This is a genomic window from Pseudomonas sp. NPDC088322, from assembly GCF_044740745.1.
Lineage (GTDB): Bacteria > Pseudomonadota > Gammaproteobacteria > Pseudomonadales > Pseudomonadaceae > Aquipseudomonas > Aquipseudomonas shirazensis.
Genome location: NZ_JBIURK010000009.1, coordinates 100,766 through 116,069, shown reverse-complemented (window position 1 = coordinate 116,069; position 15,304 = coordinate 100,766). Strand labels below are relative to the sequence as shown.

Genomic DNA, 15,304 nt, shown 5'->3' with positions numbered 1-15,304 from the left:
AAATTCCCCTCTTGGTGAGATCAGGCCTTCTGGCAGTGCAGCTCGCGCATGGCCTTGGCGAAGTCGCCGGCGAGCACGTCCGGCAGCACGCCGAGGGCAAAGTCGATGCTGGCGTCGAGCTTGTCCTGTTCGGCGCGCGGTGCGCGGCCAAGGACGAAGTTGGAGACCAGCTTGGCGTCACCTGGGTGGCCGATGCCAAGCCGCAGGCGATGGAAGTCGTTCTGGTTGCCGAGTTGCGCGATGATGTCGCGCAGCCCGTTGTGCCCACCGTGGCCGCCACCTCGTTTGAGTTTGGCGACGCCCGGAGGCAAGTCGAGTTCGTCGTGAGCCACCAGAATGGCCTCCGGTTTGATCCGGAAGAAATTGGCCAAGGCCGCCACGGACTGGCCGCTGCGGTTCATGTAGGTGGTGGGGATCAACAGACGAACGTCGTTGCCCTGATGGCTGAATTTTGCCGTCAGGCCGAAATATTTGCGGTCAGCAGTGAGTGAAACCCGCTGGGCGCTGGCAATGCGTTCAACGAAAAGAGCCCCTGCGTTATGCCGGGTCTGTTCGTATTCGGGGCCGGGGTTACCCAGGCCGACGATCAACTGGATGGCGGTCACGTAGGGGCTCTTCCTTGGAGTTGGTGGGTCACAGTGCTGGGCACTGTAACCCGGTCAACACCGGCGCGCCGAGTAGATTACTCAGCAGCGCCTTCTTCAGCGTCAGCAACAACGCGCGGAGCGTGAACGTTGGCAACAGCTTTGTCATCACCGTGGGCCAGAGCTACGAACTCTACGCCTTTAGGAGCTTTCAGGTCCGACAGGTGGATGATGGTGCCGATTTCAGCGTTAGCCAGGTCAACTTCGATGAACTCTGGCAGGTCTTTGGCTTCGCAGGAAACTTCGATCTGAGCTTCAACGTGCGAGATCTCGCCGCCTTTCTTGATCGGTGCTTCTTCGTTGATGAAGTGCACTGGAACCTGAGCGGTCAGTTTCTGGCCAGCGACAACACGGATGAAGTCGGCGTGCATGATGAACTGCTTGACCGGGTGACGCTGCAGAGCCTTGACGATGACGTTCTGCTTGGCGCCGTCAACGTTCAGCTCGATCACGTGGCTGAAGGCAGCTTCGTTTTCGAACAGCTTGGCGATTTCCTTCAGAACGAAGGTCACGGACTCAGCTTCTTTGTTGCCACCGTAGATGACGGCAGGGATGCTCTGCGTGTGACGCAGGCGGCGGCTCGCACCTTTCCCCAGGTCAGTACGCTTGATTGCGTTCAGGGTAAAATCAGTCATTTTGTTTCTCCAAAATAGCCAGCACCCGCAGGCGTTTGCGACCAGCGCCAAACGGGGTGGGCAAAAAAGCCCCGCCCCGACATAAGGGTCGGGGCGGGGCGCTTTTCGTCAACGGGGTTCCGCTTAGCGGAACATCGCGCTGATCGATTCTTCGTTGCTGATGCGGCGAACCGCTTCAGCGACAACCGGTGCAATATCCAACTGGCGGATACGGTCACAGGCTTGAGCAGCGGCCGACAGCGGGATGGTGTTGGTCACCACCAGCTCGTCGAGTACCGACTTCTCGATGTTCTCGATCGCTCGGCCCGACAGAACCGGGTGCGTGCAATAGGCGTAAACCTTGGCAGCGCCGTGTTCTTTCAGAGCCTTGGCCGCGTGGCACAGTGTGCCGGCGGTGTCGACCATGTCGTCTACCAGGATGCAAGTGCGCCCTTCGACGTCGCCGATGATGTGCATCACTTCGGAGTGATTAGCCTTTTCACGGCGTTTGTCGATGATACCCAGATCGACACCCAGCGACTTGGCAACAGCCCGTGCACGCACGACGCCACCGATGTCTGGGGAGACGATCATCAGGTTCTCGAAACGCTGGTCTTCGATATCGTCGACCAATACGGGCGAGCCGTAGATGTTGTCGACCGGGATATCGAAGAAACCCTGGATCTGGTCAGCGTGCAGGTCGACAGTGAGAACACGGTCGATACCCACGACAGTGAGCATGTCAGCGACAACTTTGGCGCTGATGGCTACACGTGCCGAACGCGGACGGCGGTCCTGGCGGGCGTATCCGAAGTAAGGAATCACGGCGGTGATTCGGGAGGCTGAGGAGCGGCGGAAGGCGTCGGCCATCACTACCAGTTCCATCAGATTATCGTTGGTCGGAGCGCAAGTCGGCTGAATGATGAAGACGTCTTTACCGCGGACGTTTTCATTGATCTCAGTGCTGATCTCACCGTCGGAGAACTTACCGACAGAAACATCACCAAGTGGGATATGCAGCTGACGTACGACACGTCGAGCCAGATCGGGGTTAGCGTTCCCCGTAAAGACCATCATCTTGGACACGCGCAGTACCTGAAGGCTGAGGGTATACCTGGATGAGTATAGGAAAATGGCAGGGGCGGCTGGATTCGAACCAACGCATGGCAGGATCAAAACCTGCTGCCTTACCGCTTGGCGACGCCCCTGTATCTGTTGCTGCGAGTACTGTGTACTCGACTTCTAGAGCAGACTCTGTAGCTTGCGATGCAACATCGAAACGTTGCTTCCTTTTGCCACAAACCCTGTTTGAGTCTCTGAAAGAAGGGCCAGAACTTTATCAGCTTCGGCTTTGCTTGGGAAGGCCCCAAACACGCAACTTCCAGTACCGGTTAATCGAGCTTCAGTATATTTACCAAGAAGATTCAACGCATTGCGAACTTCCGGGTAACTTTGCTCTACCACCGGTTGGCAGTCATTTCGACTGTTTCCCTCGGGAACGGGGCGCATCTTAAGGGGGAGGGAATCACGTGTCAACTGCGGATGTGAAAAAATTTCCGCTGTGCTGACAGACACTTGCGGCACCAGCACGACATACCACGGCTCGGCCGGATCGACCGGGGTGAGCTGCTCGCCAACACCTTGGGCGAAGGCCGCATGGCCGCGCACGAACACCGGTACATCGGCGCCCAGGCTCAGTCCCAGCGCAGCCAGGCGATCAAGGTCCCAGCCCAGTTGCCACAGATGGTTGAGGCCGAGCAAGGTGGTCGCGGCGTCGGAGCTGCCGCCGCCAATGCCGCCGCCCATGGGCAGAAGCTTCTCCAGCCAGATATCCACACCTTGAGTGCAGCCTGACTGCTGCTGCAATTGGCGCGCAGCGCGCACGATCAGGTTGCTGTCGTGGTCGACTCCGGGGACGTCCGTGTGCAGGCGCACCTGATCGTCGTCGCGCAGGGCAAAGCGCAACTGGTCAGCGTGGTCAAGAAACTGAAACACGGTTTCCAGCTCATGGTAACCGTCATCGCGGCGGCCAATGATATGCAGCCACAGGTTCAGCTTGGCCGGTGCCGGCAGGCTCAGCGTGGTCATCTATCAATGCCCCAGTTGCCGCGGTTGCCAGTCTTTGACCACCAGGGTGACGTCGATGTCCTTGCCATGCAGCTTGATTCGCTCCGGCAGCCAGTAGCCATTCTGCTCGGTGTAGCTCAGGTACTGCACCTGCCAGCCATCCTGGTTCAGGCTGGCCAGGCGGCTGTCCTGGTCGAGGGTCAGTTGGCTCTTGCTGTCGGGGGCGGGCAGGCCGCGCACCCACCAGACCAGATGCGACACCGGCAATTCCCAGCCAAGCTGTTCGGCGAGCAGGGCCTCTGGGCTTGGCGCTTCATAGCGGCCCTGGTTGGCTACCTCCAGCACCACGCCGCCGGGGCGACCGGTGAGACGCGCCGCACCGCGGCCGAGCGGGCCAGCCAGACGGATGTCGTAGTAATCCTGGCGCTGCAGCCAGAACAAGGTGCCGCTACCGGAGTCCTTGGGCGCGCGGATGCCGACCTTGCCGTTGATCTGCCAGCCGTCGAGGCTGCTCAGCTGTTGTTTGTGTTGACGCCACAGTTGTGGGTCGCCCTGGCCCTGCACGGCTTCACGACTACCAAAGCTGCTGCAGCCAGCGAGCACGGCGATCAGGGTAAAGGTAAGGCAATGACGCAAAAACATGGCTTAGAGAGTCTCTGATCCGGTCAGGCGCAAGACGGTCTTGCGCAGGACACTACTGTCGGGTTGGGTTTCGAAGGCTTTGGCCCAGACCTGGCGCGCTTCGCGGCGCTTGCCATTGGCCCAGAGCACTTCGCCCAGGTGGGCTGCCACTTCGTGATCGGGGAAGCGCACCAACGCCTGGCGCAGGTAGCGCTCGGCCTCATCCAGATTGCCCAGGCGATAGTTCACCCAGCCAAGGCTGTCGAGCACGGCAGGGTCGTCCGGGGTCAGTTGGTGGGCTTTTTCGATCAGGGCTTTGGCTTCGGCATAGCGCGTGGTGCGGTCGGCCAGGGTGTAGCCGAGGGCATTCAGGGCCATGGCGTTTTCCGGCTCGCGGCTGATGATTGCGCGCAGGTCCTTTTCCATCTGGCCGAGGTCGTCACGCTTTTCGGCGAGCATGGCGCGGGTATAAAGCAGGTTGATGTCGTCCGGGTAGCGCTTGATAGCTTGCTGCAGGACCTGGTCGGCCTGCGCCGGCTTGTCGTTGTTGCCGTAGCTTTCGGCCTCGATCAGGTACAGCTGGATGGCGTAGTCGGGCTGTGCTTCGCGGGCTTCGGCGAGCAGGCGCGAGGCCTCGCGGCCGCGGCCGTTGGCGATGAGGATGTCGGCCTGGCGCAGTTGCGCCGGCAAGTAGTCAGCGCCTGGGCCCACCAGTGCGTATTCGCGCAGTGCCGCTTGCGGGTTGTTGCGCTGCTCGCGGATCCGGCCCAGGTTGAGGTGCGCGGCATCGACGTTGCTGTCGCGTTCGACCAGCTCTTGCAGATAGCCTTCGGCCTCGTCCCAGTCCTTGTTTTCCAGGCATACCAGCGCCAGGGAATAGCGCAGTTCGTCATCCTCCGGGTACTGCTGGAGCATGCTTTCGAACTCGGCCTTGGCGTCGCCGATGCGGTCCTGTTCGACCAAGGTGCGCGCATATGTCAGGCGCAGGCGCTTGTCTTCCGGGTTGTCGCGGATTGCTCGGCGCAGCAGTGGCAGTGCTTCAGGGCCGCGGTCGAGGGCTTGCAGCAGGCGTGCACGGAGCAGGATCGGAGCGATTTCGCCATTTTGCGGTGGGTGCTGCTCCAGCAGAGCCAGCGCTTGCTCCGGTTTGTCGTCCTGATTGAGCAGCAGCGCCTTGCCGAAGATCAGCTGGCCGTTCTCGGGGTACTTCACCAGCAGGCGCTCGAAGCTCTGCATCAAGCCATCCCGGGTGCTTTGATCGGTTTCGGCTGCAGACAGGGCGAGGAAGTCGAAATGGGTATCGCCCTGACCTTGCAGGACCTTTTCCATGAATACCATCGACTCGTCGTAGCGCCCGCCACGCGCCAGCTGGATCGCGGCGGCGCGTTGGGCGTCGAGGTTGTCCGGGTCGTTGCGGGCCCAGATCAGCGCGGTATCCAGCGCCGGTTCGTCGGCACCAAGGTACTCGGCAATGCGGAAGGCCCGCTCGGAGACGCCTGGGTCCTGGGTTTTCTCGGCCTGGTCCACGTAGTTGGCCAGGGCGATATCGAAACGGTTGCGCTGGCCGGCCAACTCGGCGACGAGCAGGCTGTAGAGGGTTTCCGGCTTGAACGATCCGTACACCACGGGCTTTTCCTGCGCAGCCTTGGCGGCCTCTGCAGCAGGCGGCTCGGCGGCGTTCTGCGGGGCCAGGCTTTGGCAGCCCTGCAGCAGGGCGAAGGTGAGCAGCAGTGCGTGGGATCTATTCATAGATAAGGTATAAAAGTGCTATCCGGCGGTCGCAGCATGATGACACAAGCGCAGTGGCAAACCCACCTGCGAAGCCATACCGCGTGATTAAGAATCAGGCGCGTGTAGTGGCCATCATGGCCACGATCTATTACGACAATAGTGAACGGTGGTTGTTCTGGAACCTGCGAAGTAGGACAATTATCGGCTTCACGTCACAACCAGCGACCTTGCATGGCCTTTCTTGCACTTGGTATCAACCATAAGACTGCCTCGGTAGACGTACGCGAGCGCGTGGCGTTTACGCCCGAGCAGCTGGTCGACGCCCTGCAGCAGCTCTGCCGACTGACCGCCAGCCGCGAGGCAGCGATCCTGTCGACCTGCAACCGCAGCGAGCTTTACATAGAGCAGGACCAGTTGACCGCCGACGCGGTGTTGCAATGGCTGGCCGACTACCACCAGCTCAGCGTAGATGAACTGCGCGCAAGCGCCTACGTGCATGAGGAACATGACGCCGTGCGGCACATGATGCGGGTCGCCTCCGGGCTGGACTCGCTGGTGCTGGGCGAGCCGCAGATCCTCGGCCAGATGAAGTCGGCCTACGCCGTGGCGCGTGAGGCCGGCACCATCGGGCCGCTGCTGGGGCGCCTGTTCCAGGCCACCTTCAGCGCCGCCAAACAGGTACGGACCGACACCGCGATCGGCGAAAACCCAGTGTCGGTGGCGTTTGCCGCGGTCAGCCTGGCCAAGCAGATCTTCAGTGACCTGGGCCGTAGCCAGGCGCTGCTGATCGGTGCTGGCGAAACCATCACCCTGGTTGCCCGCCATCTGCATGAGCAGGGCGTGCGCCGTATCGTCGTGGCCAACCGTACCCTGGAGCGGGCAAGCATGCTCGCCGAGCAGTTCGGCGCCCATGCCGTACTGCTGGCGGACATCCCTCAGGAGCTGGCACACAGCGATATCGTCATCAGTTCCACTGCCAGTCAGTTGCCTATTCTGGGCAAGGGCGCGGTCGAAAGCGCGCTGAAGCAACGCCGGCACAAGCCGATCTTCATGGTCGACATTGCCGTGCCGCGGGATATCGAAGCGCAGGTCGGCGAGCTGGATGACGTCTACCTGTATACCGTTGATGACCTGCACGATGTCGTCGCCGAAAACCTCAAGAGTCGCCAGGGCGCGGCGCAAGCTGCCGAAGAGCTGGTTGCGGCCGGCGCCGGCGACTTCATGGTTCGCCTGCGCGAGCTGGCTGCGGTCGACGTGCTCAAGGCCTACCGCCAGCAAAGTGAACGGCTACGCGATGAAGAGCTGCAGAAGGCCCAGCGGCTGCTGGCCAACGGCGGCAACCCGGAGGACGTGCTGGCCCAGCTGGCCCGAGGGCTGACCAACAAATTGCTGCACGCACCCAGCGTGCAGCTGAAAAAGCTCTCGGCCGAGGGCCGCGTCGATGCGCTGGCCATGGCCCAGGAACTCTTTGCCCTCAACGAGGGCTCCACGGACAAACCCCCGCAATGAAAGCGTCGCTGCTGAATAAACTGGATATCCTCCAGGACCGCTTCGAGGAACTGACTGCTCTGCTCGGTGACGGCGAGGTCATTGCCGACCAGACGCGCTTCCGGGCCTATTCCAGGGAATACGCCGAAGTCGAGCCGGTGATGAGCGCCTACCAGGAATGGCGCAAGGTCCAGGCTGACCTCGAGGGCGCGCAGGCGCTGCTCAAGGACAGCGACCCGGACATGCGCGAGATGGCCGTCGAGGAAGTCCGCGAAGCCAAGGAGCAGTTGGTCGAGCTGGAGTCGCAGCTGCAGCGCATGCTGCTGCCCAAGGACCCCAACGACGGTCGCAACGTGTTCCTGGAAATCCGTGCTGGCACCGGCGGCGACGAGGCGGCGATTTTCTCCGGCGACCTGTTCCGCATGTACTCGCGGTATGCCGAGAAGCGCGGCTGGCGCCTGGAGATTCTGTCCGAGAACGTCGGCGAGCACGGCGGCTATAAAGAGATCATCGCCCGCATCGAAGGTGATAACGTCTACGCCAAGCTCAAGTTCGAGTCCGGCGCGCACCGTGTGCAGCGGGTGCCGGAGACCGAATCGCAAGGGCGTATCCATACCTCCGCCTGCACCGTGGCAGTGCTGCCCGAGCCCGACGAGCAGGTGGCGATCGAGATCAATCCGGCTGACCTGCGTGTAGACACCTACCGGGCCTCCGGTGCTGGCGGTCAGCACATCAACAAGACCGACTCGGCGATCCGCATCACCCACTTGCCGACCGGCATCGTGGTCGAGTGCCAGGAAGAGCGTTCCCAGCACAAGAACCGCGCCCGCGCCATGTCCTGGCTGTCGGCCAAGCTCAACGACATCCAGACCAGCGCTGCGCAGAACGCCATTGCCAGCGAGCGCAAGCTGTTGGTCGGCTCGGGTGACCGCTCCGAGCGCATTCGCACCTATAACTATCCACAGGGACGGGTGACCGATCACCGCGTCAACCTGACCCTGTACTCCCTGGATGACATCCTCGCCGGCGGCGTCGATGCCGTGATCGAACCGTTGCTGGCCGAATACCAGGCCGATCAATTGGCTGCCCTGGGGGACTGATGACCATTATTGCCAGCCTGCTGCGCAACGCACAGTTGCCAGATTCGCCGACCGAACGGCTCGATGCCGAGTTGCTGCTGGCGGCTGCCCTGGGCAAGTCGCGCAGCTTTCTCCACACCTGGCCTGAGCGCATCGTCAGCAGTGAGGCCGCGCAGGTGTTTGCCGACTACCTCGCGCGCCGCCGTGACGGCGAGCCGGTGGCTTATATTCTCGGTCAGCAGGGGTTCTGGAAGCTCGACCTCGAGGTTGCGCCAGACACCCTGATCCCGCGGCCCGATACCGAGCTGTTGGTTGAAACCGCCCTCGAGCTGCAAGCCGGCGGCCCGGCGCGGTTGCTCGATCTGGGCACTGGCACCGGCGCGATCGCCTTGGCCCTGGCCAGCGAACGCCCGGTTTGGCAGGTGGTCGCCGTAGACCGGATCGACGCCGCCGTGGCGCTGGCCGAGCGTAATCGTCAGCGCTTGCAGTTGAGCAACGTCGAGGTGCGCAAGAGCCACTGGTTTGATGCCCTGGCTGGCGAGCGCTTCGCGATGATTCTGAGCAACCCGCCGTATATCCGTGCTGCCGATCCGCATCTGGTCGCTGGCGATGTGCGCTTCGAGCCGAGCAGTGCCCTGGTGGCAGGTGACGATGGCCTGGATGATCTGCGCGTGATCATCGCCCAGGCGCCTGAGCACCTCGTCGAAGGCGGCTGGTTGTTGCTTGAGCACGGCTACGATCAGGCTGATGCTGTGCGTGAACTGCTCAGCCAACAGGGCTTCACCGAGGTCGCCAGCCGGCGTGACCTGGGCGGCCACGAACGCATCTCGCTGGGGCGCCTGCCATGCTGAGTGATCAGGAACTGCTGCGCTACAGCCGGCAGGTCCTGCTGGCTCAAGTGGATATCGACGGCCAGTTGCGGCTCAAGCAGAGCAAGGCGCTGGTGGTCGGCGTCGGCGGCCTCGGCTCGCCGGTGGCGTTGTACCTGGCCGCGGCGGGGGTTGGCGAGCTGCATCTGGCCGACTTCGACACGGTCGACCTGACCAACCTGCAGCGGCAGATCATCCATGACACCGACAGTGTCGGCATGGGCAAGGTCGACTCGGCGATCAGGCGGCTGCAGGCGATCAACCCGGAGATCAAGCTGGTTGCGCACCGCTTGGCGCTGGACGAGGATTCCCTGGCAGCGGCTGTGTCAGCGGTCGATGTGGTGCTGGATTGCTCGGATAACTTCACCACTCGCGAGGCGGTCAATGCCGCGTGCGTAGCTGCGGCCAGGCCTCTGGTCAGCGGCGCGGCGATTCGCCTCGAAGGCCAGTTGTCGGTGTTCGACACCCGGCGCGATACCAGCCCTTGCTACCACTGCCTGTATGGCCACGGCAGCGAGGCCGAACTGACCTGCAGCGAAGCCGGTGTGATCGGCCCGCTGGTAGGCCTGGTCGGTAGCCTGCAGGCACTTGAAGCACTCAAGCTGCTGGCCGAATTCGGCGAGCCGCTGGTCGGTCGCCTGCTGCTGATCGATGCGCTGACTACGCGCATGCGCGAACTGCGGGTCAAGCGTGACCCGGCCTGCGCCGTGTGCGCTCAGCGCCATGGCTGAGCGCTCGGCGCCGGTCGGCGTGATGGACTCGGGGGTCGGCGGTTTGTCGGTGCTCGCCGAGATCCAGCGCCGACTGCCCAACGAATCACTGCTGTACGTGGCCGACAGTGGTCACGTGCCCTACGGCGAAAAATCCCCTGACTACATCCGCCAGCGCTTGCGCCATATCGCTGAGTTTTTTCAGCAGCAAGGTGCCAAGGCGATGGTGCTGGCCTGTAATACCGCGACCGTGGCCGCCGTAGCCGATCTGCGCGAGCAGTACCCGCAGTGGCCGTTGGTGGGGATGGAACCTGCGGTCAAACCGGCGGCGGCGGCGACTCGTTCAGGCGTAGTGGGAGTGCTGGCCACCACCGGTACTCTGCAAAGTGCCAAATTTGCCGCCTTGCTCGACCGCTTCGCCAGCGACGTCCGCGTCATCACCCAGCCCTGCCCGGGGTTGGTCGAGCGGATCGAGGCGGGTGACCTGATCAGCGCCGAGTTGCGCCAGTTGCTCGCAGGCTATGTTCAACCGCTGCTGCAGGCGGGTTGTGACACGCTGATTCTGGGCTGTACGCATTATCCCTTCTTGCGCCCGCTACTGGCCGAACTGGTTCCGGCAGATGTAGCGATCATCGATACCGGCGCTGCGGTGGCCCGGCAACTTCAGCGTTTGCTCGGCGAACGCGACCTGTTGGCAGAGGGGCCGGCGCAGCAGACCGCCTTCTGGACCAGCAGTGATCCGGACAATCTGAGAAAAATCCTACCTTTGTTGTGGAAGAAGTCCGACAGTGTGCGAAGCTTCCCACTGTAAAAAAAATGTGAAAAGCCACCTAGAAAGCTGAACTATCGTACAAGCTTTGATTTCTACTAGGTGCCGATGAGGCATAACACTTAAAACAGCAAATGAAAGGGATGTTTCTCATGAAGAAACTGCTTGGTTTGGCGGCGGCTGCCGCTTTGGCGATGGGGCAAATGACAACGGCGCAGGCGGCGGACGTGTCGCTGTCGGTAGGGCAGACCGGCGACTCCACCATGGTCTACCGCCTGGGCCTGCAATCGAACTGGGATGCCAGCTGGTGGCAAACCAGTGTTGGTCGGGTAACCGGCTACTGGGATGGCGCCTATACCTTCTGGGACGGCGACACCACTGCCAGCAACCACAGCCTGTCGTTCGCGCCGGTATTCGTCTATGAATTCGCCGGTGACAGCGTCAAGCCGTACATCGAAGCAGGTATCGGTGTCGCTGCGTTCTCGCGCACCAAGCTGGAAAGCAATGACCTGGGCTCTTCGTTCCAGTTCGAAGACCGCATCGGCTTCGGCCTGCGCTTTGCTGGCGGCCACGAGATCGGCGTGCGCGCGATCCACTACTCCAATGCCGGGATCAAGCAGCCCAATGATGGTGTAGAGAGCTACTCGCTGCATTACCGTATGGCGCTGTAAGCGCGCCGTCAGGTAGCCGGGGCCGCCAGGCGGCCCCGGAACCGCTCTAGCGCGGTAACGGCCACAGGCTGCTCAGGCTCCACACTTCCAACACCAGTTCCGACTCCCGTTCAGGCAGGCTGCTGACCAGCACTTGCGCTGCGGTTTCGGCTGTCCATTGTTCGGGAATGGCATGCGCGGCTGTGACCGGCGCCTGCAGCGATTGTGGTGCGACCACGGTCAAATCGATGCTATGCGCCTGCAGTGCCTGGCGCTGCTCGCGGAACCAGTGCGTCAGGCTGTTGCTGGCGTTGAGAGGCTGATTGGGATGGTGCAGCTGCATTGCAGAATAGCGGCTGAGAATGGCCATGACCTGAGGCGAATTGCCGTTGGCCAACAGAGGCGCAGCTGCCACCAGGCAATTGCTGCTGGCTTGCCGATTGCTGGTGACGATCGCCTCCAACACCTTGTCATCAGGAAGCTCGGGCGCGAGGTAATCAAAGGTTCCGGCATTGATGATCAGAGCATCCAGCGCGCCCCAGACCGCTTGCACCTGTGCAGCGGCCTCGGTGGCCTGGGCATGGTCATGCAGCTGCCACGGCAGCGGCAAAAAGCGCTCACCGTGGTCTTCTGTCAGCGTATCTAGCAGATGGCTGTCGTTGCAGCTGGCCGCAACCCGATGGCCTTGCTTGAGCAACTCAATCACCAGTGCCAGACCAAGCCCATTGGTAGCACCGGTGATCCAAAAACTGCCTGTGTGTGTCACACACTGCCCTCTAATCCTGCCGAGCGGGTAAGCCCTTGAAGGCCTCCAATGCGCGCTGGCGACTGCTTGCGAGATCCACAATTGGACTCTGATAAGAGGTTGTAGCAAAAAGATCAGCAGATTTCATGGGCAAATGAATGGATTTATCGTCGCGGGCCTTCAATTGGGGGAGCCACTGACGAATAAAGCGCCCTTTGGGATCAAAACGTTGCGATTGCGTCACCGGATTGAAGATGCGGAAGTACGGTACCGAGTCGGTGCCGGTCGATGAGCTCCACTGCCAGCCACCATTGTTGGCGGCCAGGTCGCCGTCGATCAGATGACGCATGAAGTGCCGCTCTCCGTGGCGCCAGTCGATCAGCAGGTTCTTGCTCAGAAACATCGCGACGATCATGCGCAGGCGGTTATGCATCCAGCCAGTTGCCAGCAGTTGCTGCATCGCTGCGTCGATGATGGGGAAGCCGGTGCGGCCTTGTTCCCAGGCCTTCAAATCTTCCGGTGCATTGCGCCAGGGCAGGGCAGCGGTGTGTGCGCGGAATGGTTGGTGGCGGGAGACCTGTGGATAACCGACCAGGATGTGTTTGTAGAATTCACGCCAGAGCAGTTCGTTGATCCAGGTCTGCACGCCGGCACTGCCGCTGTCGAACTCGCCGCGATTGGCCGACAACGCCGCATGCAGGCACTGCCGAGGGGAAATTACCCCCGCTGCCAGGTATGCGGACAACTGGCTGGTGCCGGGTTCGGCCGGTAAATCGCGCAGTTGCAGGTAATCATCGATGCTGTGTTCGGCAAACTCGGCGAGGCGCCGCTGCGCTTCTTTTTCACCGGCGGGCCACAATTCCCGCAACGCCTGAGTGGGCTCGGCAAATCCGTCGAAGCCAGATGGGATCGGGTCGCTGGCGATCTTCGTCGCAGCTTGTTTCGCAACTCTGCTGGCCATGACAGGCATGCCATGCTGCAGACGCTCGAGGCAGGCACGCTTGAACTGGCCGAACACCTGAAAATACTGGCCGGCCTTGGTCAGCACGGTGCCGGGGTTGAGCAGCAACTGATCAAGGTAGCGATGCACGCTGATGTCGCTGCTGCGCAGCAGGGCCTCTGCGCACTCATCGCGGAGTTGCTCGTTGACGCCATATTCGTCATTCCAGTGCACTGCTTCCACCGCGTGCTCCCGGCAGATATCGAGCAGCACTTGCGGCACCTGAGCCCAGTCGTCGGTGTGGCGAATCAGCAGCGGGATGTTCAGTTGCTGCAGTGATTGGCTTAACTCGCGCAGGTTGCGCAACCAGAAGTCGACCTTGCACGGGGCATCGTCATGCCTCAACCATTGCGCGGGGCTGGCTATCCACACGGCCACGGTGGGGCCGCGTTCACAGGCAGCGCTGAGGGCGCTGTTGTCATCGATGCGCAGGTCGCTGCGCAGCCACATCAATTGCATGAAGAAGTCGTCTCTGGCGGGGTGAGCGCAAGTTGCTGAAGCAGGCGCAAGGCGGCCTGCGGTGTGTCGAACAGGGACAGGCCGGGTCGCTGCATGGCTTCCAGTTGGGTCTGGTGCAGGGCAATTGTTTCGCCACCCAGTAGTTTTGCCGCATCGATGCCATGCAGTGCGCGCTCGAGGGCGGCATAGTCAACGCGCGGGCCGAGCAGCAGTACCAGTACCTGCGCTTGCAGCTCGCTCACGGCGCGTTGCAGCTGCGCGCCGGCGACCGCGAACTCGAGCACCTCGACGGCGCGGCCACTGCTGGTAAACAGCCAGGCGCACAGCCACAGATGCGCGTCGAAGCCGCGATCGCTGTCGACCACCAACAGCACCGGCGGCCCTGCAAGCTGCTGATTGTCGTGATACACCCGTGCGCCGAACTTGCTGCGCAGCCAGGTGTGAAAAAACGCCTGCTCGAGGCGGGCGTTGAAATGCGTTTGCCAGCGCCGGGCGAGGCTGTGCAGCAACGGCAGCAGCAGCTGTTCACAGAGCGTGACGGCTGGGTACAGCGCCATGGCCTGATTGAGCTGCTGGTCGAGGGTGCGCTGGGACAAGTTACCCACCGCTTCGATCAACGCCTGCTCGCGAAACTGCCAGTCCCCTTGTGGGGCAACGCTTGGGGCGTGTTCAAGCAGCTCACGGACCTGGCCGACCGAAGCACCACGCTCGAGCCAGCGCAGGATCGCCTGCACCTGCTCGACTTGGTCGGAGCCGTACAGACGATGCCCCTTGGCCGTGCGTTGCGGCTTGAGCAAACCATAGCGCCGCTCCCAGGCGCGCAAGGTGACCGGGTTTACCCCAGTGCGGCGAGCAAGCTCGCCGATGGGCATCAAATCTTCAGACTGCATTGCGTAAACCTAGGCTTTCGGGGTGGGGCTGCAGATAGGCCTGCTGGCTGAGGTAGGGGTCTGGATGTACCCGCAGGTGGTGTTTGAGCAGGGTCATCGGTACTACCAATGGCACGATCCCTTGCTGATATTGGCCGATCACCTGCTGCAGCTCGGCGCGGTCACCCTGGTCCAGCGCATCGCGCAGATAACCGCTCAGGTGCAGCAGCACGTTGCAATGCGTGCCACGGTTTGCCGGGCGGCGCAGTGCCTGCATCAGGAGGCTGAAGTACTGCGCGCCGACCTGCTGCGGGTCGGCATCCTTGCGCATGCTGCCCAACATCCGGCCAAGCTCGCGATAGGCTTTGGGGTTGTTGGCCATCAGCAGGTATTTGTACCGCGAATGGAAACTCACCAACGCACCCCGGCTCAGCCCCGCAGCCAGTTGCTGCTGCCAGTCGGCGTAGGCATACACGCGGCTGATGAAGTTCTCCCGCAGTACCGGATCATGCAGGCGGCCCTCCTCTTCGACCGGCAGATCGGGGCGGCGCGCACAGAAAGCGTCGGCGTAGGCACCGCGGCCACCTTTGAGCGCAGGGTGGCCGTTGTCCTGATAGACCTTGACCCGCTCCAAGCCGCATGAGGGCGACTTCTGCATGAAGATATAACCGCAGACATCACCGATTTCATCAGCCATCTGCTCGCCGTAGGCGCGCAGTGGGGCAGAGTAGTTGGCGCCGGGGTTGCGCGTGGCAACCACTTCGGGCTGCTGCGGATCACCTACCAGGCGGATAGGATCGCGCGGAATACCCAGGCCGATGGCGACCTCAGGGCACAACGGTACCCAGTCGAAGTGCGCTTCGAAAGCACTCAAGCAGAGTTCGGAAGCCTTGTGCCCGCCGTTGTAGCGCACGTTCTCGCCGAGTAGGCAGGCACTGATGCCAATGCGGGGTTTCGCCGACGCGTTCATCGCTGCCTCCAGAAAAACT

Annotated in this window: 16 protein-coding genes and 1 tRNA gene; 6 read left to right on the top strand and 11 right to left on the bottom strand. The window is 62.1% G+C overall.

Annotated features, from left to right (window positions below):
• Positions 1-20 precede the first annotated feature (20 nt).
• The 7 genes from pth to ACIOAU_RS22005 form a co-directional block, all read right to left on the bottom strand.
• The gene (gene pth, locus ACIOAU_RS22035) at positions 21-605 is read right to left on the bottom strand and encodes an aminoacyl-tRNA hydrolase (protein WP_101316482.1); all 585 of its coding nucleotides are present in this window, start codon (positions 603-605) and stop codon (positions 21-23) included.
• 77 nt (positions 606-682) lie between these two features.
• A complete protein-coding gene (locus ACIOAU_RS22030) occupies positions 683-1,279 on the bottom strand; it encodes a 50S ribosomal protein L25/general stress protein Ctc (protein ID WP_150570046.1) in 597 nt (198 codons plus the stop codon).
• Positions 1,280-1,402: 123 nt separating this feature from the next.
• Complete coding sequence (locus tag ACIOAU_RS22025; RefSeq protein ID WP_099773531.1) at positions 1,403-2,344, bottom strand: ribose-phosphate pyrophosphokinase; 942 nt, start codon at positions 2,342-2,344, stop codon at positions 1,403-1,405.
• A gap of 47 nt (positions 2,345-2,391) precedes the next feature.
• Positions 2,392-2,466: transfer RNA gene (locus tag ACIOAU_RS22020), tRNA-Gln, on the bottom strand.
• 34 nt (positions 2,467-2,500) lie between these two features.
• Positions 2,501-3,346 (bottom strand): 4-(cytidine 5'-diphospho)-2-C-methyl-D-erythritol kinase, encoded by an 846-nt coding sequence (gene ispE / locus ACIOAU_RS22015; RefSeq protein ID WP_150572748.1) that lies wholly within the window; start codon positions 3,344-3,346, stop codon positions 2,501-2,503.
• Between the two features lie 3 nt (positions 3,347-3,349).
• A complete protein-coding gene (gene lolB, locus ACIOAU_RS22010) occupies positions 3,350-3,967 on the bottom strand; it encodes a lipoprotein insertase outer membrane protein LolB (RefSeq protein ID WP_103436032.1) in 618 nt (205 codons plus the stop codon).
• A 3-nt stretch (positions 3,968-3,970) separates the two neighbouring features.
• The gene (locus tag ACIOAU_RS22005) at positions 3,971-5,695 is read right to left on the bottom strand and encodes a tetratricopeptide repeat protein (protein ID WP_401184611.1); all 1,725 of its coding nucleotides are present in this window, start codon (positions 5,693-5,695) and stop codon (positions 3,971-3,973) included.
• 213 nt (positions 5,696-5,908) lie between these two features.
• On the opposite strand from ACIOAU_RS22005, the gene hemA reads away from it, so the two are divergent.
• The 6 genes from hemA to ACIOAU_RS21975 all read left to right on the top strand — a co-directional run bounded on the left by hemA (position 5,909) and on the right by ACIOAU_RS21975 (position 11,263).
• A complete protein-coding gene (gene hemA / locus ACIOAU_RS22000; RefSeq protein ID WP_101316492.1) occupies positions 5,909-7,186 on the top strand; it encodes a glutamyl-tRNA reductase in 1,278 nt (425 codons plus the stop codon).
• Positions 7,183-8,265 carry a peptide chain release factor 1 gene (gene prfA / locus ACIOAU_RS21995; protein WP_101316494.1) on the top strand — a complete coding sequence of 361 codons (1,083 nt, stop codon included), beginning with the start codon at positions 7,183-7,185 and terminating at the stop codon, positions 8,263-8,265. Before hemA ends, prfA begins: the two co-directional genes overlap by 4 nt.
• A complete protein-coding gene (prmC, locus tag ACIOAU_RS21990; protein WP_101316496.1) occupies positions 8,265-9,095 on the top strand; it encodes a peptide chain release factor N(5)-glutamine methyltransferase in 831 nt (276 codons plus the stop codon). Before prfA ends, prmC begins: the two co-directional genes overlap by 1 nt.
• Entirely contained in the window at positions 9,089-9,844 is a 756-nt protein-coding gene (locus ACIOAU_RS21985) for a molybdopterin-synthase adenylyltransferase MoeB (protein ID WP_101316498.1), read from the top strand. The genes prmC and ACIOAU_RS21985 overlap by 7 nt, the downstream gene beginning before the upstream one ends.
• Positions 9,837-10,634, top strand: coding sequence for a glutamate racemase (gene murI / locus ACIOAU_RS21980; RefSeq protein WP_220633084.1), 798 nt, complete (start codon positions 9,837-9,839; stop codon positions 10,632-10,634). Before ACIOAU_RS21985 ends, murI begins: the two co-directional genes overlap by 8 nt.
• 101 nt (positions 10,635-10,735) lie before the next feature.
• Entirely contained in the window at positions 10,736-11,263 is a 528-nt protein-coding gene (locus ACIOAU_RS21975; protein ID WP_101316502.1) for an acyloxyacyl hydrolase, read from the top strand.
• 46 nt (positions 11,264-11,309) lie between these two features.
• Here the strand turns inward: ACIOAU_RS21975 and ACIOAU_RS21970 are convergent, their stop codons facing one another.
• From ACIOAU_RS21970 to ACIOAU_RS21955, 4 genes are read right to left on the bottom strand one after another with little or no spacing between them, the layout of a single operon-like run.
• The gene (locus ACIOAU_RS21970; protein WP_401184604.1) at positions 11,310-12,008 is read right to left on the bottom strand and encodes an SDR family NAD(P)-dependent oxidoreductase; all 699 of its coding nucleotides are present in this window, start codon (positions 12,006-12,008) and stop codon (positions 11,310-11,312) included.
• A 10-nt stretch (positions 12,009-12,018) separates the two neighbouring features.
• Positions 12,019-13,446 carry a deoxyribodipyrimidine photo-lyase gene (phrB, locus tag ACIOAU_RS21965; RefSeq protein ID WP_401184601.1) on the bottom strand — a complete coding sequence of 476 codons (1,428 nt, stop codon included), beginning with the start codon at positions 13,444-13,446 and terminating at the stop codon, positions 12,019-12,021.
• Entirely contained in the window at positions 13,437-14,336 is a 900-nt protein-coding gene (locus ACIOAU_RS21960) for a MerR family transcriptional regulator (protein WP_401184598.1), read from the bottom strand. The genes phrB and ACIOAU_RS21960 overlap by 10 nt, the downstream gene beginning before the upstream one ends.
• Positions 14,326-15,285 carry a DUF523 and DUF1722 domain-containing protein gene (locus ACIOAU_RS21955; protein ID WP_101316510.1) on the bottom strand — a complete coding sequence of 320 codons (960 nt, stop codon included), beginning with the start codon at positions 15,283-15,285 and terminating at the stop codon, positions 14,326-14,328. The genes ACIOAU_RS21960 and ACIOAU_RS21955 overlap by 11 nt, the downstream gene beginning before the upstream one ends.
• Positions 15,286-15,304 lie beyond the last annotated feature (19 nt).

Excerpts from the sequence above, each read along its gene's own strand:
- ACIOAU_RS22030 (WP_150570046.1), bottom strand. The coding sequence starts at position 1,279 with ATGACTGATTTTACCCTGAACGCAATCAAGCGTACTGACCTGGGGAAA.
- ispE (WP_150572748.1), bottom strand. The coding sequence starts at position 3,346 with ATGACCACGCTGAGCCTGCCGGCACCGGCCAAGCTGAACCTGTGGCTG.
- lolB (WP_103436032.1), bottom strand. The coding sequence starts at position 3,967 with ATGTTTTTGCGTCATTGCCTTACCTTTACCCTGATCGCCGTGCTCGCT.
- ACIOAU_RS22005 (WP_401184611.1), bottom strand. The coding sequence starts at position 5,695 with ATGAATAGATCCCACGCACTGCTGCTCACCTTCGCCCTGCTGCAGGGC.
- hemA (WP_101316492.1), top strand. The coding sequence starts at position 5,909 with ATGGCCTTTCTTGCACTTGGTATCAACCATAAGACTGCCTCGGTAGAC.
- prfA (WP_101316494.1), top strand. The coding sequence starts at position 7,183 with ATGAAAGCGTCGCTGCTGAATAAACTGGATATCCTCCAGGACCGCTTC.
- prmC (WP_101316496.1), top strand. The coding sequence starts at position 8,265 with ATGACCATTATTGCCAGCCTGCTGCGCAACGCACAGTTGCCAGATTCG.
- ACIOAU_RS21985 (WP_101316498.1), top strand. The coding sequence starts at position 9,089 with ATGCTGAGTGATCAGGAACTGCTGCGCTACAGCCGGCAGGTCCTGCTG.
- murI (WP_220633084.1), top strand. The coding sequence starts at position 9,837 with ATGGCTGAGCGCTCGGCGCCGGTCGGCGTGATGGACTCGGGGGTCGGC.
- ACIOAU_RS21975 (WP_101316502.1), top strand. The coding sequence starts at position 10,736 with ATGTTTCTCATGAAGAAACTGCTTGGTTTGGCGGCGGCTGCCGCTTTG.
- phrB (WP_401184601.1), bottom strand. The coding sequence starts at position 13,446 with ATGCAATTGATGTGGCTGCGCAGCGACCTGCGCATCGATGACAACAGC.
- ACIOAU_RS21960 (WP_401184598.1), bottom strand. The coding sequence starts at position 14,336 with ATGCAGTCTGAAGATTTGATGCCCATCGGCGAGCTTGCTCGCCGCACT.
- ACIOAU_RS21955 (WP_101316510.1), bottom strand. The coding sequence starts at position 15,285 with ATGAACGCGTCGGCGAAACCCCGCATTGGCATCAGTGCCTGCCTACTC.